25 protein-coding genes are annotated in these 25190 nt (G+C 41.4%); 21 read left to right on the top strand and 4 right to left on the bottom strand.

Annotated elements, in window-relative coordinates; genetic code table 11:
- Positions 1-124 precede the first annotated feature (124 nt).
- The 10 genes from AC5WOE_RS05585 to AC5WOE_RS05540 all read left to right on the top strand — a co-directional run bounded on the left by AC5WOE_RS05585 (position 125) and on the right by AC5WOE_RS05540 (position 11227).
- Complete coding sequence (locus AC5WOE_RS05585; RefSeq protein ID WP_496052111.1) at positions 125-1021, top strand: polyprenyl synthetase family protein; 897 nt, start codon at positions 125-127, stop codon at positions 1019-1021.
- Positions 1022-1173: 152 nt separating this feature from the next.
- Positions 1174-3060 (top strand): 1-deoxy-D-xylulose-5-phosphate synthase, encoded by a 1887-nt coding sequence (gene dxs / locus AC5WOE_RS05580; protein WP_496052110.1) that lies wholly within the window; start codon positions 1174-1176, stop codon positions 3058-3060.
- 9 nt (positions 3061-3069) lie between these two features.
- Positions 3070-3888 (top strand): TlyA family RNA methyltransferase, encoded by an 819-nt coding sequence (locus tag AC5WOE_RS05575; RefSeq protein ID WP_496049695.1) that lies wholly within the window; start codon positions 3070-3072, stop codon positions 3886-3888.
- A 26-nt stretch (positions 3889-3914) separates the two neighbouring features.
- A complete protein-coding gene (locus AC5WOE_RS05570; RefSeq protein WP_496049696.1) occupies positions 3915-4448 on the top strand; it encodes a hypothetical protein in 534 nt (177 codons plus the stop codon).
- Positions 4449-4472: 24 nt separating this feature from the next.
- A complete protein-coding gene (locus AC5WOE_RS05565; protein ID WP_496049697.1) occupies positions 4473-5324 on the top strand; it encodes an NAD(+)/NADH kinase in 852 nt (283 codons plus the stop codon).
- A gap of 11 nt (positions 5325-5335) precedes the next feature.
- Positions 5336-5782, top strand: coding sequence for a transcriptional regulator AhrC/ArgR (ahrC, locus tag AC5WOE_RS05560; RefSeq protein ID WP_496049698.1), 447 nt, complete (start codon positions 5336-5338; stop codon positions 5780-5782).
- A 14-nt stretch (positions 5783-5796) separates the two neighbouring features.
- Positions 5797-7494 carry a DNA repair protein RecN gene (gene recN / locus AC5WOE_RS05555; RefSeq protein ID WP_496052109.1) on the top strand — a complete coding sequence of 566 codons (1698 nt, stop codon included), beginning with the start codon at positions 5797-5799 and terminating at the stop codon, positions 7492-7494.
- A 131-nt stretch (positions 7495-7625) separates the two neighbouring features.
- Complete coding sequence (gene spoIVB, locus AC5WOE_RS05550) at positions 7626-8879, top strand: SpoIVB peptidase (protein ID WP_496049700.1); 1254 nt, start codon at positions 7626-7628, stop codon at positions 8877-8879.
- A 99-nt stretch (positions 8880-8978) separates the two neighbouring features.
- On the top strand, positions 8979-9755 hold the full coding sequence (gene spo0A, locus AC5WOE_RS05545) for a sporulation transcription factor Spo0A (RefSeq protein ID WP_496049701.1): 777 nt from the start codon (positions 8979-8981) through the stop codon (positions 9753-9755).
- Between the two features lie 167 nt (positions 9756-9922).
- On the top strand, positions 9923-11227 hold the full coding sequence (locus AC5WOE_RS05540) for a hypothetical protein (RefSeq protein ID WP_496052108.1): 1305 nt from the start codon (positions 9923-9925) through the stop codon (positions 11225-11227).
- A gap of 93 nt (positions 11228-11320) precedes the next feature.
- Here AC5WOE_RS05540 and AC5WOE_RS05535 read toward each other — a convergent pair whose 3' ends face one another.
- The 3 genes from AC5WOE_RS05535 to AC5WOE_RS05525 all read right to left on the bottom strand — a co-directional run bounded on the left by AC5WOE_RS05535 (position 11321) and on the right by AC5WOE_RS05525 (position 13009).
- Complete coding sequence (locus AC5WOE_RS05535; RefSeq protein WP_496049703.1) at positions 11321-11557, bottom strand: hypothetical protein; 237 nt, start codon at positions 11555-11557, stop codon at positions 11321-11323.
- Between the two features lie 132 nt (positions 11558-11689).
- Entirely contained in the window at positions 11690-12637 is a 948-nt protein-coding gene (locus AC5WOE_RS05530) for a superoxide dismutase (RefSeq protein WP_496052107.1), read from the bottom strand.
- A 78-nt stretch (positions 12638-12715) separates the two neighbouring features.
- A complete protein-coding gene (locus AC5WOE_RS05525) occupies positions 12716-13009 on the bottom strand; it encodes a DUF2627 family protein (protein WP_496049705.1) in 294 nt (97 codons plus the stop codon).
- 214 nt (positions 13010-13223) lie between these two features.
- On the opposite strand from AC5WOE_RS05525, the gene yqiS reads away from it, so the two are divergent.
- From yqiS to lipB, 7 genes are all read left to right on the top strand, one after another.
- Positions 13224-14150, top strand: a complete 927-nt coding sequence (gene yqiS, locus AC5WOE_RS05520) for a phosphate butyryltransferase (protein ID WP_496052238.1) — start codon at positions 13224-13226, stop codon at positions 14148-14150.
- Positions 14151-14168: 18 nt separating this feature from the next.
- On the top strand, positions 14169-15275 hold the full coding sequence (locus AC5WOE_RS05515) for a Glu/Leu/Phe/Val family dehydrogenase (protein WP_496049706.1): 1107 nt from the start codon (positions 14169-14171) through the stop codon (positions 15273-15275).
- 177 nt (positions 15276-15452) lie between these two features.
- Positions 15453-16865 carry a dihydrolipoyl dehydrogenase gene (gene lpdA, locus AC5WOE_RS05510; RefSeq protein WP_496049707.1) on the top strand — a complete coding sequence of 471 codons (1413 nt, stop codon included), beginning with the start codon at positions 15453-15455 and terminating at the stop codon, positions 16863-16865.
- Positions 16866-16933: 68 nt separating this feature from the next.
- The gene (locus AC5WOE_RS05505; protein WP_496049958.1) at positions 16934-17872 is read left to right on the top strand and encodes a thiamine pyrophosphate-dependent dehydrogenase E1 component subunit alpha; all 939 of its coding nucleotides are present in this window, start codon (positions 16934-16936) and stop codon (positions 17870-17872) included.
- A 16-nt stretch (positions 17873-17888) separates the two neighbouring features.
- Positions 17889-18872 carry an alpha-ketoacid dehydrogenase subunit beta gene (locus tag AC5WOE_RS05500; RefSeq protein ID WP_496049708.1) on the top strand — a complete coding sequence of 328 codons (984 nt, stop codon included), beginning with the start codon at positions 17889-17891 and terminating at the stop codon, positions 18870-18872.
- Between the two features lie 19 nt (positions 18873-18891).
- The gene (locus AC5WOE_RS05495) at positions 18892-20118 is read left to right on the top strand and encodes a dihydrolipoamide acetyltransferase family protein (RefSeq protein ID WP_496049709.1); all 1227 of its coding nucleotides are present in this window, start codon (positions 18892-18894) and stop codon (positions 20116-20118) included.
- A gap of 34 nt (positions 20119-20152) precedes the next feature.
- Complete coding sequence (gene lipB / locus AC5WOE_RS05490; RefSeq protein ID WP_496049710.1) at positions 20153-20797, top strand: lipoyl(octanoyl) transferase LipB; 645 nt, start codon at positions 20153-20155, stop codon at positions 20795-20797.
- A gap of 56 nt (positions 20798-20853) precedes the next feature.
- On the opposite strand, the gene AC5WOE_RS05485 is transcribed toward lipB, so the two are convergent.
- A complete protein-coding gene (locus tag AC5WOE_RS05485) occupies positions 20854-21030 on the bottom strand; it encodes a hypothetical protein (RefSeq protein WP_496049711.1) in 177 nt (58 codons plus the stop codon).
- Positions 21031-21163: 133 nt separating this feature from the next.
- On the opposite strand from AC5WOE_RS05485, the gene AC5WOE_RS05480 reads away from it, so the two are divergent.
- The 4 genes from AC5WOE_RS05480 to AC5WOE_RS05465 are packed head-to-tail and all read left to right on the top strand — an operon-like array spanning position 21164 to position 25109.
- Positions 21164-22729 (top strand): acyl-CoA mutase large subunit family protein, encoded by a 1566-nt coding sequence (locus AC5WOE_RS05480; protein ID WP_496052106.1) that lies wholly within the window; start codon positions 21164-21166, stop codon positions 22727-22729.
- 15 nt (positions 22730-22744) lie between these two features.
- A complete protein-coding gene (locus AC5WOE_RS05475; RefSeq protein WP_496049713.1) occupies positions 22745-23143 on the top strand; it encodes a cobalamin B12-binding domain-containing protein in 399 nt (132 codons plus the stop codon).
- Positions 23144-23147: 4 nt separating this feature from the next.
- The gene (mce, locus tag AC5WOE_RS05470) at positions 23148-23564 is read left to right on the top strand and encodes a methylmalonyl-CoA epimerase (RefSeq protein WP_496049714.1); all 417 of its coding nucleotides are present in this window, start codon (positions 23148-23150) and stop codon (positions 23562-23564) included.
- Between the two features lie 3 nt (positions 23565-23567).
- On the top strand, positions 23568-25109 hold the full coding sequence (locus AC5WOE_RS05465; RefSeq protein WP_496049715.1) for an acyl-CoA carboxylase subunit beta: 1542 nt from the start codon (positions 23568-23570) through the stop codon (positions 25107-25109).
- The last annotated feature ends 81 nt before the right edge of the window (positions 25110-25190 follow it).

Below are 25190 nucleotides of genomic sequence, written 5' to 3'. Positions count from 1 at the left end.
GCAGTCGCGGAAAACACATATAACAAACGACTTAATCCAGTGTTCCAATCTATTCGTGCAAAAATTTTACAAATGAGCGTAGATGTTTTTCGAATGATGTGCGTGAGGAAGGAAGATTACGATCATGACAGAGGCAAGAACATACATAAAAAATATGGCAGAAATAGTTCATCAAGAGCTGGATACCATTAGTATGGAATGGACAAGTATCCCTGCCACACTGCAAAAAGCAATGCGCTATTCCTTACTCGCAGGTGGAAAGCGGATCCGCCCTGTTCTTACCATTGCTACAACAGAAGCACTAGGAGGAAGCATAGAAACGGCTTTGCCTTTTGGCTGTGCGATTGAAATGATCCATACCTATTCTTTAATTCATGATGATTTACCAGCGATGGATGATGATGATTATCGCCGCGGAAAGTTGACGAACCATAAAGTGTTCGGGGAAGCAATGGCTATTCTTGCAGGAGATGGTTTATTGACCGAGGCCTTCGGGTTGATCGCAAAAGGAGCAAGAGAAGCTCATTTACCTGCTGGCGTTTCTCTCGATTTAATTCAAGAAGCAGTGCGGTATGCAGGTACACAGGGCATGATCAATGGTCAGGTGCAAGACATGGAAAGTGAATCCAAATCCATTACATTAGATGAATTGGAAGAAATACATCGTCGGAAAACAGGTGATTTAATTACTTATTCTATACGAGTTGGAGCATTAATTGCTGGAGCAAAACAAGAAACATTAGAAGCATTGATGACTTTTTCTTATCAGTTGGGATTGGCATTCCAAATTCAAGACGATATATTGGATGTGGTTGGAGACCAAGAAGTCATCGGAAAACCTGTTGGCAGTGATGAACATAATAGGAAGGCTACATATCCATCCTTACTTGGATTAGATGAGTCGAGAAAAAGATTACAAGATTGTATTCACATCGCACGTGGATCGATTCAGAATAGAGAAGACTTAGATCCAACTCGGTTATTGGAGCTAGCAGATTATTTACTCTTACGGGACAGGTAAGGCTTACCTATGCTATAATGTATTTCAAAATCTAGTAATTTGAACACCTTTTTGTGACCAAAGATACATAGAAACGTTCATCGTTACCGGTCTTCAAATAGACCGGCATTTTTCTGAACGAATATACAACTATGAAAGCGAGGCGGTCTTTCTTGCTCCTCGAGCAGATCCAAACACCTACAGACTTAAAGAAATTATCGGAGGATCAACTTCCTCAGTTGGCGGAAGAAATAAGGCAGTTTCTCATTAACAGTCTGTCCAGTACAGGTGGTCATTTAGCATCAAACCTTGGTGTAGTAGAATTAACAATTGCCCTGCACTATTTATTTAACAGTCCAAATGATAAGTTTTTATGGGACGTAGGTCATCAAGCCTATGTACACAAATTATTAACTGGACGAGGAGACAAATTCTCCACTCTTCGGCAATACAAAGGTCTTTGCGGATTTCCTAAGATGAGTGAAAGTGAGCATGATGTATGGGAAACAGGGCACAGTAGTACTTCTTTATCTGGAGCGATGGGAATGGCTGCTGCTCGAGATATCAAAGGGGAAAGTAACAAAGTAGTAGCGATAATTGGGGATGGTGCGCTAACAGGTGGTATGGCTCTAGAAGCACTTAACCATATCGGTCAAGAACAAAAAGATTTAATTGTCATTTTAAATGATAATGAAATGTCTATTAGTCCTAATGTAGGTGCATTACATAACTACTTGGGTAGACTACGTACTCATCGCCATTACAACAAAATGAAGGCAGAAGTAGAACAAGTACTGAAAAAAATCCCTACTATTGGGGGGCCAGTGGCAAAAACACTAGAACGAGTAAAAGACAGCATTAAATTTTTATTGGTTTCAGGTGTGCTTTTTGAAACGCTTGGTTTTACTTATCTAGGTCCAGTTGATGGTCACCATATGGATGAACTAATGGAGTGTTTGCGTCAAGCTGAAAATACAAAGGGACCTGTACTTGTGCATGTTATTACGAAAAAAGGCCAAGGATATAAACCAGCAGAAGACGATTCAGTCAACTTCCACGGCGTAGGGACTTATAAAATTGAGTCGGGTGCTTTTCAAAAGAAAAAGGCTAATGCTCCTGCTTATCCAGCCGTATTTGGAGAAACAATGATCAAACTTGCTGCGAAAAATCAAAAGATCGTCGCTATCACACCAGCTATGATCACAGGTTCTAAATTGGACAAATTTCAGCAAACCTATCCAGAGCGTTGTTTTGATGTAGGAATTGCGGAGCAGCATGCCACAACATTTGCAGCTGGGTTAGCGACACAAGGGTTGAAGCCTGTGCTAGCCATCTATTCGACTTTTTTACAGCGTGGATATGATCAATTGATTCACGATGTTTGCCGCCAACATTTAAATGTTGTTTTTGCAGTTGATCGAGCTGGTTTTGTTGGGGAAGATGGCGAGACACACCAAGGTGTATATGACATCAGCTTCATGCGCTCTCAACCCGGATTAGTGATCATGATGCCAAAAGATGAAAACGAATTACAACATATGCTTTATACTGCTACCCAATACGAATCAGGACCGATTGCGGTGAGATACTCCAAAAGTGAAGGTGAAGGAGTTCCGATGGATGAGGACTTTCAATTGATCCCGATCGGAAAATCGGAAACAATTCGAGAAGGGAATCATGTGGCAATTCTTGCGTTCGGAAACATGGTTTCTGTAGCTGTAGAAGCAGCAGAACAACTGGCCGAAGAAGGAATTCAAGCGAAAGTGGTCAATGCTCGTTTTGCAAAGCCCTTAGATGAAGAACTGTTGCTCTCTATCCATCAAGAGGGATTGCCCATCATCACAGTCGAAGAGGGCTCCAAAATTGGTGGTTTTGGCAGCGCCGTATTGGAGTTTTTCGCGGAACAAAACAAAAATCAGCGAGTGTCTATCCTCGGTGTACCTGATTACTATGTAGAACATGGCAGTGTCAGTGAACAACGAGCAGAAATTGGTTTGACAGCTGAGGGGATTTGCGAGATTGCAAGGAAAAGTTGTGTCCCTGATATTCAAAAGATCTGAGGTAATCGAATGGCTAAGGAAAGATTAGACATTCTCCTTGTACAAAAAGGATATTATCCCAGTCGGGAACAAGCCCAGCGGGCCATTATGGCTGGGCTTGTTTTTGTAGACAATGAGTCTTCGACCAAAGTGGGTACTAAGTATCCAGTGGATAGTTCAATTCACATAAAAGGAGAAACCCATCCTTATGTAAGCCGCGGAGGCTTAAAACTAGAAAAAGCACTTCACGTTTTTTCTATTGATATGAAGAATAAAGTGGTATTGGATATTGGTGCGTCCACTGGTGGCTTTACGGATTGTTCCCTGCAAAACGGAGCTTCCTATGTATATGCCATAGATGTGGGATATGGTCAGCTTGCTTGGAAACTTCGTACAGATGAACGAGTAAAAGTGATGGAACGTACGAATTTTCGTCATGTACAAGCCAAAGACTTAATAGGACCAGTTCCTAATTTTGCAACTATCGATGTTTCTTTTATCTCCTTATCGAATATCATTCCGACGTTAAATCGATTACTACTTGATAAAAGTGAAGTAGTAGCTTTGATTAAACCACAATTTGAAGCTCAAAAAGATCAAGTGGAGAAAAAAGGAATAGTGCGTGATGCAGCTGTTCATCGTGATGTATTGAAAAGAATGATCGAAATGTTCACCCGAGAAGGTTATGGAATCGCAGGTCTTTCTTCCTCGCCGATAAGGGGAGGAAAAGGAAATATAGAATTTTTAGCGTATCTGATAAAGGGAACGGACGAACGTTCTTTTTCTATAGAGGAGCAGATCGAGCTGGTATTACAAGAAGCTCATCAATCCCCCATGTTGGAAGAATAGTTTTCTTATGGAGAGAGGGAGGGAGCGTGTCACACTCAGGTGATTCCATTGTTTTAGTACTTATCATTCTATTTATTTTATTTTTGATACTGAGAAAATGGGTTTCTTTTCAATTTGCCAAAGACATACTATTGAACAAAACACAAAAAGAACCCAAACAGATAAAAGGCGAAGTAGCAGATTTACTTCGAGAATATGGTTATGAACCCATTGAAGGAAAGAAAAAAATTCCTATCTCCATCGAATTGGATAAAGAGCCATATGAGAGCAGAATGTTTATCGATTTTTTGGCGATGAAAGAAGATTTATTATATGTGGTGCTTGTCGCAAAAGAGAGAAAACCTTTACGCAAAACAGGAGCAGCTATCCGTGATCATCTTTTCCCATTTTTTTTGCTCTATCGACCAGCAGGAATTGTATATGTCGATAAAGCAAAAAATAAAGTGTCACTTGTACAGTTTTCTCATGCGGCGTTATTGGAATCACAAAAAAAATTTCCAATGGGTTATGTGATTACTTTCTTAATTGGTATGATTTTGATGTGGATAATACAAAAATGATAAGCGTAACCTTGAGGTGGACAGATGAAAACAATAGGCATCATGGCTAATCAAACTAAATCTACGGCACTGACGGTTGCAAAAAAGCTGACAGATCTGATTGAATACAAAGGTGCTACTGTATGTCTTGATACAGATCTGGCAAAAGTACTTGGTCAAGAACATAAAGGGATTCCTTTGGATGACTTTCCTATACATGTAGACTGTACCTTTGTGCTCGGTGGAGATGGTACACTACTTGGAGTGGCGAGAAAATTAGCCGGTTCCCGCATCCCCATATTGGGGATTAATTTGGGATACCTCGGTTTTTTATCCGAAGCAGAACCAGAAGACCTCTCTGCATCCGTTGATCGAATATTAGCGGGAGATTATTGTGTCGAGAAAAGACTCATGCTAGAAGCAGAAGTGATTCGCCAAGATGAAGTGATCAAAAGAGGAATTTCCTTAAATGATATTGGAATCGCAAAAGGTTCTTTTAGCCGGATGATTACGTGTACCGTAAAAATGGACGGAACCTTTGTCAGTACTTACTCTGGGGATGGGGTTATTATTTCTACTCCAACGGGTTCCACTGCTTACTCCCTTTCCTGTGGGGGTCCTATTGTTTGGCCAGGCTTGGAGTGTATTTTACTCACGCCAATCTGCCCGCATACCTTAACTTCACGTCCTATGGTGCTTCCGGCAAATAGTATTTTAGAAATCGAGGTTGCAGCCAATCACAACGAAATTGGTGTTACAATAGATGGTCAAGAAGGATTTACGTTAGAACGTGGAGATATTGTTCGAATTGGGAAGTCACCTTGTTCCACACATTTGATCAAATGGAAAGAGCGTACTTTCTTTGAAGTAATCCGCAAAAAATTGCAAGAGCAGTAGGAGCGATTTTCATGAAAGCACAGCGTCATATTCGTATTCGGGAGATCATAACAAGTAAAGATATTGAAACGCAGGATGATTTAGTAGCGGAGTTAAAAAAAGCTGGCTATAACGTCACACAAGCGACGATTTCCCGTGATATCAAAGAATTGCATCTCGTAAAAGTTCCACTTAGCAATGGGGCCTATAAATACTCCTTGCCTGCAGACCGTCGCTTTAACCCATTGCAAAAATTAAAGCGATTATTGCAAGAATCTTTCGTTGGGATAGACTTTGCTGAAAATCTAGTCGTCATGAATACATTGCCAGGTAATGCCCATGCTATAGCAGCTTTATTAGATAATCTTGATTGGGATGAAATATTGGGGACGATTGCTGGAGACGATACGATTTTGATCATTTGTCGATCCAAACCAGTAGCGGAAGAAATAGTTCAACGGTTCTTAGACATGTTGTAGGGGAAGATGAGTTTATGCTAAAAGAACTGTCCATCCATCAATTTGCCATCGTAGAAAATATAAACCTGACTTTTGACCAAGGTTTCCACGTATTGACGGGGGAAACTGGGGCAGGGAAATCCATCTTAATAGATGCTCTTGGACTAGTCATTGGAGGCAGAGCTTCTAGTGATTTTGTTCGTCATGGTTCTCCAAAAGCAATTATTGAGGCTAGTTTCGACTTCCCAGCAGACCATCCTGCTATCGCATTGTTAAAAGAATGGGATATTGAGGCAGAAGAAGAGTATCTCATCATTCGCAGAGAGATTGCAATAAATGGGAAGAGCACTTGTCGAGTTAATGGACGTATGATCACTTTAGCTATGTTAAAACAATTAGGAAATTATCTCATTCATATACATGGTCAACATGAGCATACGGGATTGCTGCAAGTAGAAGAGCATCTTGTCTGGTTGGATCAGTTTGGTGGATCTAAAATCTTAGATAAACGTAGGGAATACCAAAATGTATATCGTCAATATCAAGAGATAACCAAACAAATTGCACAGCTCGATCTCGATCAGCAAGAGATGGAACGGCGAGTAGATATGCTCCAGTTTCAGGTATCTGAAATAAAAGATGCAAGATTGGTGTCTGGGGAAGAAGAGACATTGCAAGAAGAAGAAAAACGGTTAGCTGGTGGTGAAAAATTAGTTTCCCGGGTATCAGGAGCCTATCAGATTTTATCGGCTGAAGGCGGTGGAATCACTCAGCTGCGTCGAGCGGTATACAATTTGCAAGAAGTGGCAGGACTTGATTCCGCTATCCAAAGCATATTAGAAACGATGGAAGCAGCTACTTTTCAATTAGAGGAAGCAGCTCGAGATCTGAGTATTTATCAAGACAGCTTAGACTTTTCGCCAGAGCGGTTATATGAAGTACAGGATCGAATTCATACGATCCGGCAATTGCAGCGCAAATATGGAGAGACCACCTCTGATATTTTGTACTATCTGGAGAGTGCAGAAGAAGAATTAGAGCGGCTTTTGAATGTGGAAGAAAATAAAGAACATCTATACGAGAAACAAAAGCAGTTGAAGAATGAGTTATTGCAAAAAGCAGCAGGGTTGACTCAGTTAAGAAAACAAGCAGCTTCAGAGCTGGAAGTACATGTCGAAGCGCAATTAGCTGATTTGATGATGGGTTCCAGTGTTTTTCATGTTTCTTTTTTTCCTGATCCCTTGCAAAAAGCAGCAATCACGGTGACTGGGATGGATCAAGTCGAGTTTCAACTTTCCCCAGGCCCTGGAGAACCTCTCAAGTCATTAACCAAAATTGCCTCAGGCGGGGAGTTATCTCGGATCATGCTGGCATTAAAATGCATTTTTAGTGGGCGTGATCCAGTACAAACGTTGATATTTGACGAAGTAGACACAGGGGTGAGTGGTCGAGCGGCTCAGGCGATTGCTGAAAAAATAGCCATACTTGCTTCTGAAAACCAAGTGCTGTGTATTACCCATTTGCCGCAAGTGGCGTGTATGGCTGATGTCCATTTTTATGTATCCAAACAGATCAGTGATCAAAAGACAAGTTCTGGAGTTGTAAAGCTGGATAAAGCAGGGAGAATTATGGAATTATCTCGAATGCTCGGCGGGGCAGAAGTTACAGCCAGAACAAAGCAGCATGCTGCTGAAATGTTATTTTTAGCGAATAAAGTCAAAACAAGACAGTAACGAAAATGTTCCAAACTGTTTATGGGCTAGGAAGCATTTGTTACTTATAAGGAAACAGTATCAAGGGCAAATTAACTTCACAAGCCTCTCAAGTGCGAAGGAATAGGTAGAACTCGCAGGAGAGTGGTAGTGTGCAGCAAAAATGGTTGAAGAGAAGTTTAGGCCTTATTTTTGTCCTTCTCCTAACCGTTGTCAGTTTGTCGCCGACTTGGCAAGATTTCATGGCCTTTCCAAGCAAAATCCGGATGGTGAATGGAGAACTGTTAATAAAACCTGCTCATTTACCAGTCCAATATAGCGCGGATAAAGCAGGTATTCATTATGCTACCCTAAACATTGGGAAAATACCCGTCAAACGCGCAACTGTCCAAGTAGTTCCTCCTGTGAAGGTAATTCCAGGTGGTCAGTCAATCGGGATTAAATTGAAATCCAAAGGGATTATGGTGGTAGGACATAATTTGATTCAAACATCTGCTGGTAATATTTCTCCTGCTGAAAGAGCTGGGATTCAAGTAGGAGATACCATTTTACGTGTCAATGGTCAAGCAGCTACGAGTGTAAAGACACTTGGTCTACTTGCTATGGAAGCAGGAAAGGCAAATAAGTTTTTACATTTTATTGTACTAAGAGCAAACAAACAGCATCAGGTACGTTTAAAACCACTTATGGATCAAAAGGAACAGACTTATCGAATGGGGATGTATGTACGCGATACGGCAGCTGGTGTTGGGACATTAACTTTTTTAGATCCAATAGCACACAAATACGGAGCACTTGGTCATGTGATATCAGATGTTGATACAGGGCAGCCGATCGTAGTAGGACAAGGAAAAGTTCTTCGTTCACATGTTACCTCGATTCAAAAGGGTGAATCAGGCGAACCGGGTGAAAAGCGTGCGATTTTTACCGATGAAGATCAAATACTTGGGAATATTGTCCGGAACACTCCCTTTGGAATATTTGGGGAAATGCGTGAATTACCAAATAAAGGGTTATATAATAAGCCGATAGCTGTAGGATTACAAGAAGAAGTGAAAGAAGGTCCAGCAAACATATTAACGGTGGTAAATGGACAAAAAGTAGAGTCCTTTAAAATCCAAATTGTGAGTGTGAACAAACAGCGCTCTGCTTCCACAAAAGGTCTTATTCTAAAAGTGACAGATCCACGACTCTTGAAACTAACTGGGGGGATAGTTCAAGGGATGAGTGGAAGTCCGATTATACAAAATGGTAAAATAATAGGTGCGGTGACTCATGTTTTTGTTAATGATCCTTCTGCTGGATATGGTACTTTTATCGAATGGATGCTCAAGGATGCGGGAATACAAACCATTGCGGATACCTTAACAGGTGCCGCTTTTTTCTGTAGGTGCCCCGTTTTTTGAAATGATATCTCTTTGTGGTAATTATAGGAAGAAGGAAAGAAGAATTCATTTGTCGAAAATGTTAAACAACAGTTTTGATGAGAGAAGGGGGAGAGAGATTTGATTAAATTGATTATTGCGGATGATAATCGAGAGTTTACGCAATTATTAAAAGATCATTTTAACAGTCAAGAAGATATGGAAGTATTGGGAGCAGCTCACAATGGTGGAGAGGTACTAGAACTGATAAAGGAGCGGACTCCAGATGTACTCGTATTAGATATTATCATGCCTCATTTGGACGGATTAGGGGTATTGGAACAACTCCAGCAGATGAACTTGTCACCAGCACCAAAAATTGTCATGTTAACTGCTTTTGGCCAAGAAAATATTACCCAGCGCGCCGTGGAGCTAGGGGCATCTTACTACATTTTGAAGCCATTTGATATGGATGTGCTCACAGAGCGAATTCGTCAAATGATCGGACAAACTGCACCAACTACTTCCCGTGTTCGTGCTGCGGTTCCCGTATCATCACGCCTTGGTAATTTAGATGCAAATATTACTACTGTCATTCATGAGATTGGAGTTCCAGCTCATATAAAAGGTTATTTGTATTTAAGAGAAGCGATCACAATGGTGTATAATGAAGTTGACTTGCTCGGAGCAATTACAAAAACGTTATACCCTCGAATTGCCAAAAAATTCAATACTACCCCTAGCCGAGTGGAAAGAGCTATTCGTCATGCCATCGAGGTTGCTTGGAGTAGAGGGAATATGGATTCCATTAAAAATTTATTTGGTTATACGATAAATGTTACCAAAGCAAAACCTACCAATAGTGAATTCATCGCGATGGTTGCCGATAAATTAAGGATTGAACATAAAATGGCATAAAATTCGCAAAGTAAAATCGAAATATTAGAAAATGTATACCCTTTCAATTTTGAAAGGGTTTTTTAAATTTTTGTTAATACAGAGAAAATAAATTTGCTTCTTAGAGCACAACGTCTTTATAATGGGATTAAGACCAAGTCGGTCCCCCCACGTTGAAAGGACAATAAGTGGGCACCAGTAATTTGGCAAGTGGCTACCACAGTGAACAGCTGTACGAAGACGCGCGGAGGTTGCTCGATCACCGCCTCCGTCTGATCAACCCGGAACTCCCTGAGATCAAGCAATATCTGCAGGAGAAGTATCCAAAGATCGCTATCCCGTGGGCTGACGAAGAGCTTCCCGCGAGTCTTCGTAAGATCGAGGAAGAAAACCCTCACATCAAGATTCCTCGAATCAAGGAACTGGGATACCACAGCATCGCAGTTGCGCTGTATCTTGAGATGGTCACCGACCCGAAGGAGCGGAAGCGGTTCCCCGAACTGACACTTGAACAGTGTCAGAGGGCGGTTGATGAGGAGATGCGGCACCGTGAAACGTGTCACCAAATCATCACGGCTCTGACCATGGACATCATCGGAGACCTCGGGGACGATTTCCTCAACCTTGTGTCACAGAAGTGCGGTGAGGAAGTAGAAGGTACGCTTCGAGGCACCGTCAAGAAAGCTTTGGTTGGAGATGAGCCACTCCTCGCATCTGACGAGACCATTGCTGATGGGATCGCCACTCAGAACAAGGAGCACGCTGGACAGGATTGGCAGAGTGGTGATGTCGGAAAGACAAACCCAATTGTTCGAATCGTCGATTCGGCATCGAAGTCCATTCAGGTCTACAACGATGACATCGTCGAGGCGATTCGATCTTCGGCTGAGCATCGTCTTGAGCAGGAGTGGGAGATGGCTACCGCTCCTGTCGCAGAGCTCTATGAGCTCGCGGATCGGATGATCATCAAGGAGTTCGGCAGGAACAACTTCTCGATCAAGGATCTGCTCTGCATTGTCCGTGCGAAGCAGCAGGGTTACACGAAGTTGAAGTTGCAGCAGGAAGATGCGGAAGCAAGTATGCGGAAGGTGATGGAAAACATCTCCGTATGCGTTACCGTCATCCTGTTCCTGTTCCTCCACCGTCTGGCAAGGCGAGTCCACACTGTTCACGAGTGGATTTCTCCCTTCGTTGGACGCTTCAAGAAGTATCAGTTCGGGTACTGGCTGTTCAACAAGTGTTGTTTCGCCATTGCCTATCCCCTGACCACGTCTCTCGCGAAGCTTTATGGGACTGTTGGTTATACCAACGCAGCTTGGTACATCAAGGAAAAGCCGGTTGATCTCTTCGAACAGATTGATAAGGCTTCTGGTAAGAGTCCTTTCCTGCTCTTTACGGCGGGAGTGATTGTTGCCATGGCCAATGCCAAGACGGCACATGATATCCGTACAAAGGAAGAGAAGAACGAATCTTCCAAGGCGGACAAGAAGTAACTGACTTCCCAAAGACAAAAAAGGAAGTTAGCTGCTTGTGAAACGGCCGGGTTCGCTCCACTCCAGGAGGGACCCGGCCGCACTCGTTGTCTTTCATTTTATCCTCACAAACTCTTTCCTCATTAATATTGTGCGATGCCGTTTCTTCGATTCCCGAATCTTCCTGAAAATGTCTTCAGCTTCTCGGTATTGCTCTCCTGATAAAGCACGTTTGTAAGCTTTCTCTAGAGGAGCTACTTCTTCTTTGTAGAAGATATTTGCTCGATTGGTGTAGCGTGCTTTGGCTTTTTGTTGACTTTCTTTATCTCTCGTCTTTCTTTTTTTACTCATCATCCCTGTCCCCTCTATAAAAAAATAGCCAATAGTAGGGTGAATGGTGGTATGTGATGGGATGTGTATAAAAGTATGTTCTATTCCGCATTGCTTATTTTTATTATATAGGAAAGTGCTTTTCTATTACCCTTAATATGGAGTCCAAGCTAATTTTTTTGCTTTACGATAACGTTCCTGTACTGCTGGCCAGTTGACGACATGCCACCAATTTTTGATATATTCTTTCCGTTTGTTGGGATATTTTAAATAATAGGCATGCTCCCAAACATCAAGAGTTAAAAGTGGAATGACATCCCATTGGGAGAGGTTTTGGTGTTTCTCTGCTTGTAAAATTTCCAAACGTTGTGACCTAGGGCTGTAGACAAGAATTGCCCACCCGCCGCCTTCTACTTTTTCAGCTGCCTCAGAGAAATGTTTTTTAAATTGGTGAAAGCTCCCAAAATCGCGGCAAATTTCTCTTTTTAAGGAACCGCTCGGTTCTCCACCACCGTTTGGACTCATCACTTCCCAAAAGATAGTATGTAAATAGTGTCCGGCACCGTTGAAAGCGAGTTCGCGTTCCCAATATTTTATGAGGTCATATTGATTGGTGATTCTCGCTTTTTCCAGCATTTTTTCTGCTTTATTCAGATCATCTACATATTTTTTATGATGTTCATCATGGTGCAAATACATGGTCTGTTCATCGATGTATGGTTCTAAAGCGTTGTAAGCATAAGGTAAGGGGGGTAATGTATGCCCTCCAATAGGAACAGGGTCATATGTATGTGTTTCACTCGTTTCTTCACTACTGAGGTATGCGGTTCCATAATAAGGTTCGTAGATGTTTTCTTCTTGAAAAGTAGTATATTCCTTTTCGATATCTACCAACTTTTTCAAATATTGATAGTAGCTATTTGGATCGGGTGAGGCAGATTTCACTTCTGCTTCCAATTTTTTTAATCTTTTTTTCAATGATTCATGACTACTTGTTTCTAAGTCAAAAGGGTCTTGTAATAACCATTGCTGATGAAAACGGATCGTCTCGAGAATCGGTTCTTTTAACCATTTCTCATACCACTCTTGATACGTTGACATACGAAATCCCTCCCAATAGGAAAATATGCAACTGTATCTAAAACATGCATAAAAAAAAGATCCCTTTCGGTCAAGGATCTAAACTTTGTCAAGAAAAGCATGTTTTTCTTTTTTATATTCATCCGTCTTTTTCAGCAGTTTAGGCTGAATTTTGTTTCGCTTTTTATCGCGGTAAAAAATAAATCCTCCTACAATCGTTAAACCGAGTAAAAACAAGATCAGTCCGAGTACAAAAGTGAAAAGGGGAAAAGATTCACCAGCTGCTGTAGAAAAGAGAATGTCACGCATGAGTGTCCAACCATAAACACTGATTCCCCCAGGGATACACATGAGAATAATGGCAATAAGTCTTTGAAAAACTTCCTTTTGCATGTCAAGTCACCTTCCTATGTCCACGATCATTTTACTTCATTTCCGGCACGATATCCACCTGTGTGGTATGATAGGAGTGTGCTGTTTTCCATACATAATTCGGCTGGATAGATTGACTCATTCTCTTGTTTTCTCTAGGATATAAAAGGATCTAGGTATTCAAAAAGTCTTTTTCGCGAACCCTAATAAGACAATCCAGACAGAGGAAAGAGGAATATGTTTGAGTAAGTTGAAGACATTTCAAGAAATAGTAGTGAAGGCAGAATCACTTCCTTCGGTCACAGTTGCAGTAGCAGCTGCTGATGATCGAGAAGTCTTGGAAGCAGTCCTAGATGCAAAAAAACATGGGATTGCTCAGTTTCAATTGTACGGAAAAAAACAAGAGATCGAACGTATTAGTAGGGAAATCGGACTTACTTTAACTGCTGGGGAATTTATTACGGATACTTCTGATGTACAAGCTGCTTGCATTGCAGCAGTGTCAGCAGTGAGAGAAGGAAAAGCAGATGTTGTGATGAAAGGTATGGTACAGACTGCTGACTTCCTTCGGGCAATTTTACATAAGGAAAAAGGTTTGCGGAGTGGAAAGGTACTCAGTCATGTGGCTACCTTTGAAGTGACAGGTTATGATCACCTCATCCATGTGACAGATCCGGCTTTAAACGTAGCACCTACACTGCCAGAGAAGTTTCAAATTGTGGAAAACATCATTGAATTGTGTCATGCATTAGGGTGTGAGGAACCAAAAATAGCTGCTCTTGCGGCGGTTGAGGTCGTCAATCCCAATATGCAAGCGACGCTTGATGCTGCTGCTCTTGCCCAGATGAATCGTCGTAAGCAAATAAAAGGAGCGATCATCGATGGCCCTTTCGCCTTAGATAATGCAGTATCTGTGGAATCAGCAGAACATAAAGGAATCGAAAGTCCAGTTGCAGGGAAAGCGGATGTCCTTTTGGTACCAGATATTGAAGCTGGCAATATTCTTTATAAATCGATGGTCTACTTCGCAAAAGCGAAGATTGGTGCTTTGGTATTGGGGGCTAAAGCTCCAATTGTGTTAACATCACGTGCGGACTCTGCGGAGGCAAAGCTGTATTCGATTGCCTTAGCAGCAGTACAAGTAGCAAATTCAAATCGTTAGAAATGAAGGGATCTCCTCGTGGAATTGTTTAATCGATTACAAGAGAGTAATTATGAGCAGCTGGTATTTTGTCAAGATGAAGTTTCAGGTTTAAAGGCAATCATTTGTATACATGATACTACACTAGGGCCTGCACTTGGTGGGCTAAGAATGTGGAACTACCAATCAGATGAAGATGCGATAGAAGATGTTTTACGATTGGCAAAAGGGATGACATATAAGGCAGCTGTAGCTGGATTGAACTTAGGTGGAGGAAAAGCTGTTATTATCGGAGATTCACGGAAGGATAAGAGTGAGGCTCTTTTTCGTATGTTTGGCCGCTATGTAGAAGGGCTGAATGGAAGGTATATAACGGCTGAAGATGTTGGTACAACGGAAAACGATATGGAATTGATTCACTTGGAGACCAGTTATGTCACTGGTTATTCTTCAGCATCCGGATCTGCTGGAAACCCATCTCCCGCTACTGCTTATGGTGTCTATCAAGGGATTCGAGCAGCTGCTCAAGAAGCGTTTGGGACCTCCTCACTTGAAGGGAAAACAATTGCAGTACAGGGTGTAGGAAATGTGGCTTTTCGTCTGCTCGGTCACTTGGCTAAAGAAGGAGCCAGTCTGATTGTAACCGATATTCATGAAGAACAAGTGGCAAGAGCAGTTGTCGAATATGGGGCAACTTCCGTTTTGCCTGATGAAATTTATGATGCAGACTGCGATATTTTTGCACCTTGTGCGCTCGGTGCTGTCATCAATGACAAAACCATTGATCGCTTGAAGTGTAAAATTGTTGCAGGAGCTGCGAATAATCAGTTACACCAACCAAGACATGGCGAGTTATTACAACAAAAAGGCATTTTGTATGTACCAGATTATGTAATCAATGCAGGCGGAGTGATTCAGGTTGCAGACGAGCTGACTGGATATAATGAGGATCGAGTCATGCAAAAAGTAGCAAATATTTATGGCACAGTACTCGATATATTTGCGATTGCAAAGCGTGAAGGCCTTACTACACACCTTGCTGCTGACCACCTCGCAGAAGAGCGAATTGCTAAGATGAAACATGTGCGAAGCCGGTTTAATCGAAATGCCAGACATGCTTTGAATTTAGAAAAAAACGGAAGATAGTATGGATAGAAAAATTAGCCCAATCTAAAAATAGGATTGGGCTGGTCAAGTGAAATTGGTTTTTTTTAGTAATAAGATTTACCATTGCAAATCTTATTTACATACGTAAAGCAAACGGATTTAGCGTAGAGCTATCGTCGAAATTTACATAATTACATAGAAGAGAGAAGTGGGTGCATGGCACATCATTATGACTTAGTCGTGATAGGTGGAGGTCCCGGTGGTTACGTAGCGGCAGCACATGCTGCTCAAAAGGGATGGAAAGTAGCATTGGTAGAAAAAGAAAAAGTAGGGGGAATATGTCTGCATAAAGGATGTATTCCAAGTAAATCGCTACTGAAAAGTGCCGAGATGTATCACGCGATAAAAGAAAGCACCTCGTATGGAGTAGAAACAGAGAGTGTTCGCTTAAACATGGAATTGGTACAAAAGCGAAAAACAGAAGTGGTAGATCGGTTGCACCAAGGAGTAAATAATTTGTTGCGTGGTCATAAGGTTGACATATATCATGGTACAGGCAGGTTAATGGGACCATCGATTTTTTCCCCACTCGCAGGTGGAGCGATTGCTGTCGAAAAACAAGAAGGTGAAGCAGAAATGCTTGTCCCTAAATTTGTATTACTAGCAACCGGCTCTCGTCCAAGGATGTTAAGTGGATTAGAAGTGGATCATACTCATATACTCACATCTGATGATGCTTTAGAACTACAGGAATTACCTGCATCGATGTTGATTGTAGGTGGAGGAGCCATTGGTGTCGAATGGGCTTCCATGTTAAGTGATATGGGTGTGCAAGTAGTTCTAGTGGAATATGCGGACCGAATCTTGCCTTTGGAAGATGAAGAAATAAGCAGCGAGATGAAACGAATTCTGGAAAAACGAAATGTTACCATATGGACAAATGCACAAGTAGAGGCGCATAGTGTACATATAGAAGATGGACAAGTAACGCTTTCTATTATACGAAATGATTCAGACACAGAGCATACGATCACCATCAATCAGGTGTTAGTATCTGTGGGAAGAGATGCAAATACAGAGGATTTAGGATTGGATAATACCAATATTCAAGTAGAACGTGGGATTATCCAAGTAAATCATTCTTACCAGACCGCAGAGGCCCATGTCTATGCGATTGGTGATGTTATCGGTGGATATCAATTGGCTCATGTTGCATCTCGTGAAGGAATACTTGCTGTAAACCACATGATGGGAGATGAGATAGAATTAGTAAATCCTAACCAAGTGCCACGTTGTACGTATAGTCGTCCGGAGATAGCGAGTATTGGATTGACGGAAAAAGCAGCAAAAGAACAAGGTTACGATGTTGCAGCAAGCAAATATCCTTTGAGATATCTTGGTAAGCCTTTAGTATATGGAAATGCTGACGGATTTATAAAAATAGTAAGTGACAAAAAAACGCAAGACTTGCTAGGAGTCCATTTGATAGGTGTACAGGCTACTGAGTTGATCGCAACAGCTAGTTTAGCTAAATTTTTAGATGCTTCACCTTGGGAAATCGGACAGGTTATTTTTCCTCATCCTACTTTTTCTGAAGTATTTGGAGAAGTAACACAAGGATATAAATAGACAAGCAAGGGAGGGATTCCAGTTTGAAACATCGAGAACTGGGGTTAACAGATGAGCAGGTTCGAGAAATGTACCGCTATATGCTGTTAGCTAGAAAAGTGGATGAAAAAATGTGGCTTTTGAACCGTGCAGGAAAGCTGCCTTTTGTTGTTTCCTGCCAAGGACAAGAAGCAACACAGATTGGAGCAGTATATGCGCTAGATCGGCAGAAAGACTGGCTATGTCCTTATTATCGTGATTTAGGTATGGTGCTGTTGTTTGGTCAAACAGCTCGTGATCAAATGCTATCTGCTTTTGCCAAAAAAGATGACCCCAATAGCGGGGGGCGTCAGATGCCAAATCACTTCGGGGATCGTCGTTATCGGATTTTATCTGGTTCTAGTCCTGTTACGACCCAAATGCTCCATGCTGTTGGAATTGCATATGCAGGTAAAGTAACAGGAGAAGATCATGTGGTATTAACCTCATGTGGCGAAGGTTCTAGTAACCAGGGAGATTGGCATGAAGCATTGAATTTTGCAGGTGTTCATAAACTTCCTGTGGTGTTTTTAGTAGAAAACAATATGTACGCCATATCTGTGCCACTCAGTAAACAATTAGCTGGAGAAAATGTTGCTGCCCGTGGACAAGGTTATGGAATGCCAGGAATCCGTGTAGATGGTAATGATGTTTTTCAAGTATATGATGTGATGAAGCAAGCAGTAGAACGGGCGAGAAAAGGAGAAGGACCTACACTGATTGAGGCAGTCTCTTACCGTCTAACGCCACATTCGAGTGATGACGATGATTTGACTTATCGGACAAAAGAAGAAGTAGATGAAGCAAAAAAACGCGATGGTTTATTTGTGTTGGAAACTTACTTAGACGAACATCAGTTGTGGACAGCCGATGAGAAAGAGGCGTTGAGTAAAGAAATGGACGCAGAGATAACGGAAGCGATCAAATTCGCTGAAGCGGCAGACCATCCTAACCCAAATGATTTATCCAAGCATGTTTTTGCCGGATAGAGAGGAGAGAATTTAAATGCCTGTAATTTCTTATATCGATGCTGTTACAGAGGCAATTTCCGAAGAGATGGGTCGCGATAAAAGTGTCTTTGTTCTAGGGGAAGATGTAGGGGTAAGAGGTGGTGTGTTTCGAGCCACCAACGGCTTGATAGATCTATATGGCGAAGATAGAGTCTTAGACACCCCCTTAACAGAATCAGCCATTGTAGGAGTTGGAATTGGTGCAGCAGCATATGGTCTAAGACCTATTGCCGAAATCCAATTTGCCGATTTCATCATGCCGGCAATAAATCAGATCATCAGTGAGGCTGCTAAGATGAGGTATCGTTCCAATGGAGATTGGCAGTGTCCGATGGTTATTCGTGCCCCATATGGTGGAGGAATTCATGGTGCACTGTATCACTCTCAAAGCATCGAAGCATTATTTACTGGTGTACCAGGTTTAAAAATTGTTACTCCTAGTACACCCTATGATGTAAAAGGATTGCTTCTTTCCTCTATACGAGATAATGATCCTGTGCTTTTCTTTGAGCACAAGAAGTTGTATCGTTTAATAAAAGATGAAGTACCAAGTGAAGAATATACGATTCCTCTTGGGAAAGCAGATGTGAAACGAGAAGGAAACGACATTACCGTCATTACATATGGTCTGATGGTGCATTACACATTGGACGCAGCTAAAAAGTTAGCTGAAGAGGGGATTGATGTGCATGTATTGGATTTACGTACATTGATTCCGCTCGATAAAGAAGCTGTTCTAGAAGCAACTAGGAAAACAGGAAAAGTACTTATTGTACATGAAGATAATAAAACGAGTGGATTTGGTGCAGAGGTTGCAGCAGTCATTGCCGAAGAAGCGTTTTTTGATTTGGATGCACCAGTAAGTCGACTATGCAGTCCAGATGTGCCATCCATGCCGTATAATTCTAAACTCGAAAAGGCATTTATGCTGAGCCCAGAAAAAATAGCAGCAGCCATTCGCGAACTAGCAGAACTGTAGTTGACGAGGAGCGGAATAAATGACTATTGATATTGTCATGCCTCAGTTAGGTGAAAGTGTAACAGAAGGAACCATTTCCCGCTGGTTGAAAAAGCCGGGAGATGAAGTAGAAGAATATGAGCCAATTTGTGAAGTAGAAACTGACAAAGTGAATACGGAAATTCCTTCTTTGTACAACGGTAAAATGGGAGAAATTTTAGCTCATGAGGGACAAACCATTGAGGTAGGTGGAATCATCTGCAAAATGGAAGTCGAAACCGAAACAGCCTCACAGACTGTTGAGCCTGATGAGCCAACTTCTATAACCCAAGAACGAAATGAAGCGGATACTTCGATGAAACATCGTTATTCTCCTGCCGTTCTTCGTATCGCACAAGAAAATCAGATTGATCTCACGAAACTATCAGGCAGTGGAAAAGGTGGACGAATTACGCGCAAAGATGTCTTATATGCGGTGGAAAACAAATCTGCTGCTGCGTCTGTTCCTACTAAGAATGTAACTGCTCCAGTGGAGAAGAAAAAAGTAAAGGAAACTCTACCACCTGAAATATTAGTGGAAGATAAAATCGTGCCTGTTTCCTCGATTCGTCGTACGATCGCGGAGCGAATGGTGAAATCCAAGACAGAGATTCCTCATGCATGGACAATGATGGAAGCGGACGTCAGTGGTCTTGTTGCCTTGCGCAATAAGTACAAAGACGATTTTGCTGCAAATGGTATCCCTTTAACCTTTATGCCATTTTTCATCAAAGCGACGGTAGATACATTGCGTGAGTTTCCTTATGTAAACTCGGTTTGGGCAGAGGATAAGATCATTTTAAAGAAAGATATCAATATCTCTGTTGCGATTGCTGCAAATGATGCTCTATATGTCCCTGTTATTCATCAAGCAGACGAAAAAAATATTTTTGGGATTGCACGATCTTTGCAGCATTTGATTCATAAGACGAGAAACGGAAACTTGGGTATCGCTGATACGCAAGGGGGAACATTTACGGTTAATAATACAGGAAGTTTTGGTTCAATTGCTTCTCAACCGATTATTAATCAACCTCAAGTAGCTATTTTATCTTTTGAATCGATTGTAAAGAAACCAGTAGTAATCGACGACATGATCGCAATTCGTAATAGAATGAATCTCTGTTTATCGTTGGATCATCGTGTATTAGATGGTTTGACTGCTGGACAATTTTTAGCACGAGTAAAAGAAAGATTAGAGTCATACCAAGTCAATACTGCCTTATAAGAGAGTAAATTTTGCTTAGAAAAGAGTGTTCATCATGTTTGAGGTACAACGCCTTGGAATGGCGGCTTATCAGCCAACATGGGACGAGCAAAGAAATATTGTACGTTTCGTAGATGAAGGGAAGATACCTGATCAATTATTGTTGTTGGAACATCCTCATACTGTGACGATGGGACGGGGAAGCCACTTGAGTAACTTGCTTCTGTCTACACAAGATTACGAGTCCAAAGGGATCGATATAGTGGAAATTGATCGAGGTGGAGATGTTACCTATCATGGACCAGGTCAGCTAGTTGGTTATCCGATCTTTTATTTAGGCGATCAAAAGCATGATGCACATTCCTATCTTCGAGATATAGAAGAAGCACTTATCCGTGTATTGTCTTCCTTTGGAATTAATGGGGGACGGATGGAGAAACATACTGGAGTATGGGTAAAGGATGAAAAAGTAGCGGCTATCGGAGTGAAATTTCATAAAGCACGTAACAAAAAAGGATATATCACAAGTCATGGTTTTGCCCTTAACGTCAACACAGATCTTCAGTACTTTTCGACGATTGTTCCTTGTGGAATTACGGACTACGGGGTGACTTCTATGTCTCAAATTTTAGGTGAAGTAGTGGACATGGATATTGTTATGGATGAAGTTGAGATGGCGATGAAGGAAATTTTCACGTAAAAAACCGCGGTACAATACTTTTACCGCGGTTCCATCTTACCCATTATTCACTTTTCTTATTGAATTCCAACAAATAAATCATAAAGGGACAGGAGAGTCACCACAACTACACCTAAAGTGAATACTCCTCCAATATAAAAGCCCGCTGTGTTACCAGTTCGCTTGTTGTATGTAGTTCCAATAACTGCAAGAATACTGATGATTACAAGTAGTGGTACCATAAAATATTCCATAAATGAATTCACCTGCTTTCCGTAAACATCCACATAAAAGAGTATACTCATAATAGTAAAGAAAAAACAATCCCGAAACAACTTTTCATGACTTCTTCATCACAAGGTTCACTTGACCAATGGAGGAAAATAGATGGAACGTAAAGAGAAGTTTGAAACGCTTTCTGGTATTCCGTTAAAGACAGTATATGACGAATCTGATTCTCCTAAACATACAAGCCCGCCAGGAGAATATCCTTATACAAGAGGCATCCATCAAAAGATGTATCGAAGTAGACTTTGGACGATGAGACAATATGCTGGTTTTGGCTCCGCAGAAGAGACCAACGAAAGATATCGTTATCTGCTGGAGCAAGGTCAAACAGGACTCAGTGTGGCTTTTGATCTTCCAACACAAATTGGTTATGATTCAGATGATCAGATGAGCATTGGGGAAGTAGGAAAAGTTGGAGTTGCTATTGATTCGCTTCAAGATATGGAAAAATTGTTTGCAGGAATTCCACTGGATCAAGTGAGCACGTCGATGACAATTAATGCACCTGCATCCATTTTGTTAGCGATGTATATTGCGACAGCAGAGAAACAAGGTGTAGACCCTAAGCTGATCAAAGGTACGATTCAAAATGATATTTTAAAAGAATATATTGCACGAGGTACTTATATCTTTCCTCCGAAACCTTCTATGAAAATTATTACGGATATTTTTCAATACTGCATGGAGCACACCCCTCAGTTTAATACGATAAGCATCAGCGGCTATCATATTCGTGAAGCAGGTTCAACTGCGGTACAAGAGGTTGCTTTTACATTGGCAAACGCCATAGCTTATGTGGAAACAGCACTATCAGCAGGTTTGGATATTGATTTATTTGCCCCAAGACTTTCGTTTTTCTTTAATGCTCATAATCACTTTTTTGAGGAAATTGCTAAATTTCGTGCAGTCCGTAGAATGTGGGCGAAAATCATGAAAGAACGTTTTCAAGCAAAATCCCCAAAATCATGGCAATTACGGTTTCATACGCAAACAGCAGGTTCGACATTAACCGCACAACAACCAGATAACAATATTGTTCGGGTCACTTTGCAAGCGCTTGCAGCAATATTGGGAGGCACGCAAAGTCTCCATACTAATGCACGGGATGAGGCATTGGCACTCCCTACTGAAGAGTCAGCTCGGATTGCACTTCGTACTCAACAGATCATCGCTTATGAAAGTGGAGTAGCTGATACGGTTGATCCTTTCGGCGGATCATATGCAGTAGAAAGTTTAACGGATCAAATAGAGGAAGCAGCCATTATCTATTTAAGTCAAATCGAAGAACTAGGCGGTGCTGTTACAGCAGTAGAACAAGGTTTTATGCAGCGGGAAATACGGAAAGCAGCTCTTGCTACTCAGAGACAGATAGAATCTCAAGAGCAGATCATCGTTGGGATGAATCAGTTTCAATTGGATAACGAGATTGCTCCAGAACTGCTTCGTGTAGACCCTGCTTTAGCTAAAAAGCAAATAGCATCCCTCCAAAAGTTAAGGGAGCAAAGGGATAATAAACTTGTTCAAACCGAGCTAACTCAATTGAGACAAGCTGCTAACAGCAGCCAAAATGTGATGCCTTATATTTTAAATGCTGTACGCGCCTATGCCACAGTTGGGGAGATCTGTAACACTTTGCGAGAAATTTATGGAGAATATGTCATCTAGAAAGGAGAGAGTGTTGTGCAAAGACCTATCCGTGTATTAATCGCAAAACCGGGCTTGGATGGACATGATCGAGGGGCATTGATCATTGCTCAAGCATTGCGGGATGAGGGAATGGAAGTAATTTATACAGGTATACGTCAAACACCGGAGCAAATCGTTGTCTCTGCCATTCAAGAAGATGTTGATTTAATTGGTCTTTCTTGCCTTTCAGGTGCGCATAATGAACTTTTCGCTGAAGTGATACGTCTATTAAAAGTGCAAGGAGCATCAGATATCCCAATCTTTGCAGGCGGTGTTATTCCAGCGGCGGATATTCCTCATCTCAAACAATTAGGGATCAAAGAAATCTTTCCGCCGGGCAGTACGATAAAAGATACGATAGCTTTTGTTCGAAACATGTTTTCTAAGGAGTGATAACATGAGTATTCAAAAGATCAGTCATATTGGTATCGCAGTAGAATCACTAGAAAAATGGATACCTTATTATCGAGATACACTTGGACTATCTTTTCTTGGAAAAGAATTTGTTGCGAGCGAAAAGGTACAAGTAGCTTTTTTTCAAATTGGCGAGAGTAGACTTGAATTACTTGAACCAACAGATGATTCAAGTCCTATTGCCAAACATCTGCAAACAAGAGGAGAAGGATTTCACCATATTGCCTATGAGGTGGACGATGTTGCTACATCCCTCTTAGACCTTGAGCAAAAGGGTATTTCCTTGATACATAAAGAGCCAAAAAGAGGTGCCCACCAGTCACAGATTGCTTTTCTACATCCTTCTTCAACAGGAAAAGTATTAACAGAACTCTGCCAATCGCAATCACAGGAGGACTAGATGATGCAGAAAAAAATTGATGAACTAAACGCAAGACGGGCAAAAATTTTTGCAGGTGGGGGAGAGAAACGAATTGCATCCCAACATAAACGTGGGAAATTAACGGCACGAGAACGAATTGAGATGCTCCTTGATGAAGGGACGTTCGTTGAACTAAATCCTTTTGTCCAGCATCGGATCACAGCTTTTGGAATGGATAAAGAAGAAGCTCCTGGAGAGGGGGTGGTAACAGGAAGTGGAAAGATCGATGGTAGATTAGTTTATTTATTTGCCCAAGATTTCACTGTATTTGGAGGGGCTCTTGGGGAAATGCATGCGATGAAAATTGCCAAGGTGATGGATTTGGCTGCTCAAAATGGAGCGCCGATCATCGGTCTAAATGATTCAGGTGGTGCACGAATTCAAGAAGGTGTACTATCTTTGGACGGATATGGACATGTTTTTAAACGAAATGTGCTGTATTCTGGAGTAGTCCCGCAAATCTCTGTCATCCTTGGTCCATGTGCAGGTGGAGCAGTGTATTCTCCTGCATTAACTGATTTTGTCTTTATGGTGGAACAAAAAAGTCAAATGTTTATTACTGGACCAAAGGTGATTGAAACTGTCACCAAAGAGAAAATATCAGCAGAACAACTTGGCGGTGCAGGTGTACATGCGAGTATTAGTGGGAACGTACATTTTACTTCTCCGTCAGAAGCAGAAGTTTTTGAAAATGTTCGCCGTTTATTAAAATATTTACCAAATAGCAATCAAGCTTTACCTCCTGTTGCCCATAAGCCAAAACAAGAAGATTGGGTAGAAGATTTAATAAATGTAGTGCCGACGGAAGGAATGAAAGCCTACGATGTAAAAAAAGTAATAGAGCACGTTTTTGATGATGGTGAGTTTTTAGAAGTACATCAAAAATTTGCTCGTAACTTGGTTGTAGGATTTGCCCATTTAGATGGAAAACCAGTAGGTGTGGTAGCCAATCAGCCAAAGTTCATGGCAGGGGGGTTGGATATTGACGCATCTGACAAGCTGAGTAGATTTGTGCGATTTTGTGATTGTTTCCAAATTCCACTCATCACTTTTGTAGATGTCACTGGTTTCTTTCCTGGTGTTGGTCAGGAACACCGTGGTATTATTCGGCACGGAGCAAAGATTTTATATGCTTATACCGAAGCTACTGTTCCGAAAATTACGGTGATTCTCCGCAAAGCATATGGCGGGGCATATGTCGCTCTCAATAGTAAGTCGATAGGGGCAGATATCGTATATGCTTGGCCAACAGCCGAAGTAGCTGTTATGGGACCAGAAGGTGCAGCTAATATTATTTTTCAGCGTGAAATTGACGAGAGCAATACCCCAGAAGAGATGAGACAAGCCAAGATAAGTGAGTACAAAGATCAATTTGCGAACCCTTATGTAGCTGCTGCGTACGGTATGGTAGACGATGTAATTGATCCAAGAGAGACAAGATTAAAATTAAAACAATCGCTGGAGATGCTAGAGCGCAAACAAGCCCATTTACCACCTAAAAAACACGGCAATATCCCCTTGTAATAATTCTGTAAAATAAGTATAATATATCTGTAATATTAATGCGCTGTCCTTCTCATATAAGCGATGAAACAATGTAAAAAT

It is taken from the genome of Shimazuella sp. NTD248 (genome assembly GCF_059510395.1).
Note: the sequence above shows the minus strand (reverse complement) of the source record. Positions and strands in the feature narration are given on the sequence as shown.

Excerpts from the sequence above, each read along its gene's own strand:
- AC5WOE_RS05480 (WP_496052106.1), top strand. The coding sequence starts at position 21,164 with ATGGAACGTAAAGAGAAGTTTGAAACGCTTTCTGGTATTCCGTTAAAG.
- recN (WP_496052109.1), top strand. The coding sequence starts at position 5,797 with ATGCTAAAAGAACTGTCCATCCATCAATTTGCCATCGTAGAAAATATA.
- AC5WOE_RS05500 (WP_496049708.1), top strand. The coding sequence starts at position 17,889 with ATGCCTGTAATTTCTTATATCGATGCTGTTACAGAGGCAATTTCCGAA.
- AC5WOE_RS05485 (WP_496049711.1), bottom strand. The coding sequence starts at position 21,030 with ATGGAATATTTTATGGTACCACTACTTGTAATCATCAGTATTCTTGCA.
- AC5WOE_RS05465 (WP_496049715.1), top strand. The coding sequence starts at position 23,568 with ATGCAGAAAAAAATTGATGAACTAAACGCAAGACGGGCAAAAATTTTT.
- AC5WOE_RS05525 (WP_496049705.1), bottom strand. The coding sequence starts at position 13,009 with ATGCAAAAGGAAGTTTTTCAAAGACTTATTGCCATTATTCTCATGTGT.
- AC5WOE_RS05530 (WP_496052107.1), bottom strand. The coding sequence starts at position 12,637 with ATGTCAACGTATCAAGAGTGGTATGAGAAATGGTTAAAAGAACCGATT.
- AC5WOE_RS05505 (WP_496049958.1), top strand. The coding sequence starts at position 16,934 with ATGTACCGCTATATGCTGTTAGCTAGAAAAGTGGATGAAAAAATGTGG.
- lipB (WP_496049710.1), top strand. The coding sequence starts at position 20,153 with ATGTTTGAGGTACAACGCCTTGGAATGGCGGCTTATCAGCCAACATGG.
- ahrC (WP_496049698.1), top strand. The coding sequence starts at position 5,336 with ATGAAAGCACAGCGTCATATTCGTATTCGGGAGATCATAACAAGTAAA.
- AC5WOE_RS05585 (WP_496052111.1), top strand. The coding sequence starts at position 125 with ATGACAGAGGCAAGAACATACATAAAAAATATGGCAGAAATAGTTCAT.
- AC5WOE_RS05495 (WP_496049709.1), top strand. The coding sequence starts at position 18,892 with ATGACTATTGATATTGTCATGCCTCAGTTAGGTGAAAGTGTAACAGAA.
- AC5WOE_RS05575 (WP_496049695.1), top strand. The coding sequence starts at position 3,070 with ATGGCTAAGGAAAGATTAGACATTCTCCTTGTACAAAAAGGATATTAT.
- AC5WOE_RS05565 (WP_496049697.1), top strand. The coding sequence starts at position 4,473 with ATGAAAACAATAGGCATCATGGCTAATCAAACTAAATCTACGGCACTG.
- AC5WOE_RS05535 (WP_496049703.1), bottom strand. The coding sequence starts at position 11,557 with ATGAGTAAAAAAAGAAAGACGAGAGATAAAGAAAGTCAACAAAAAGCC.
- lpdA (WP_496049707.1), top strand. The coding sequence starts at position 15,453 with ATGGCACATCATTATGACTTAGTCGTGATAGGTGGAGGTCCCGGTGGT.
- mce (WP_496049714.1), top strand. The coding sequence starts at position 23,148 with ATGAGTATTCAAAAGATCAGTCATATTGGTATCGCAGTAGAATCACTA.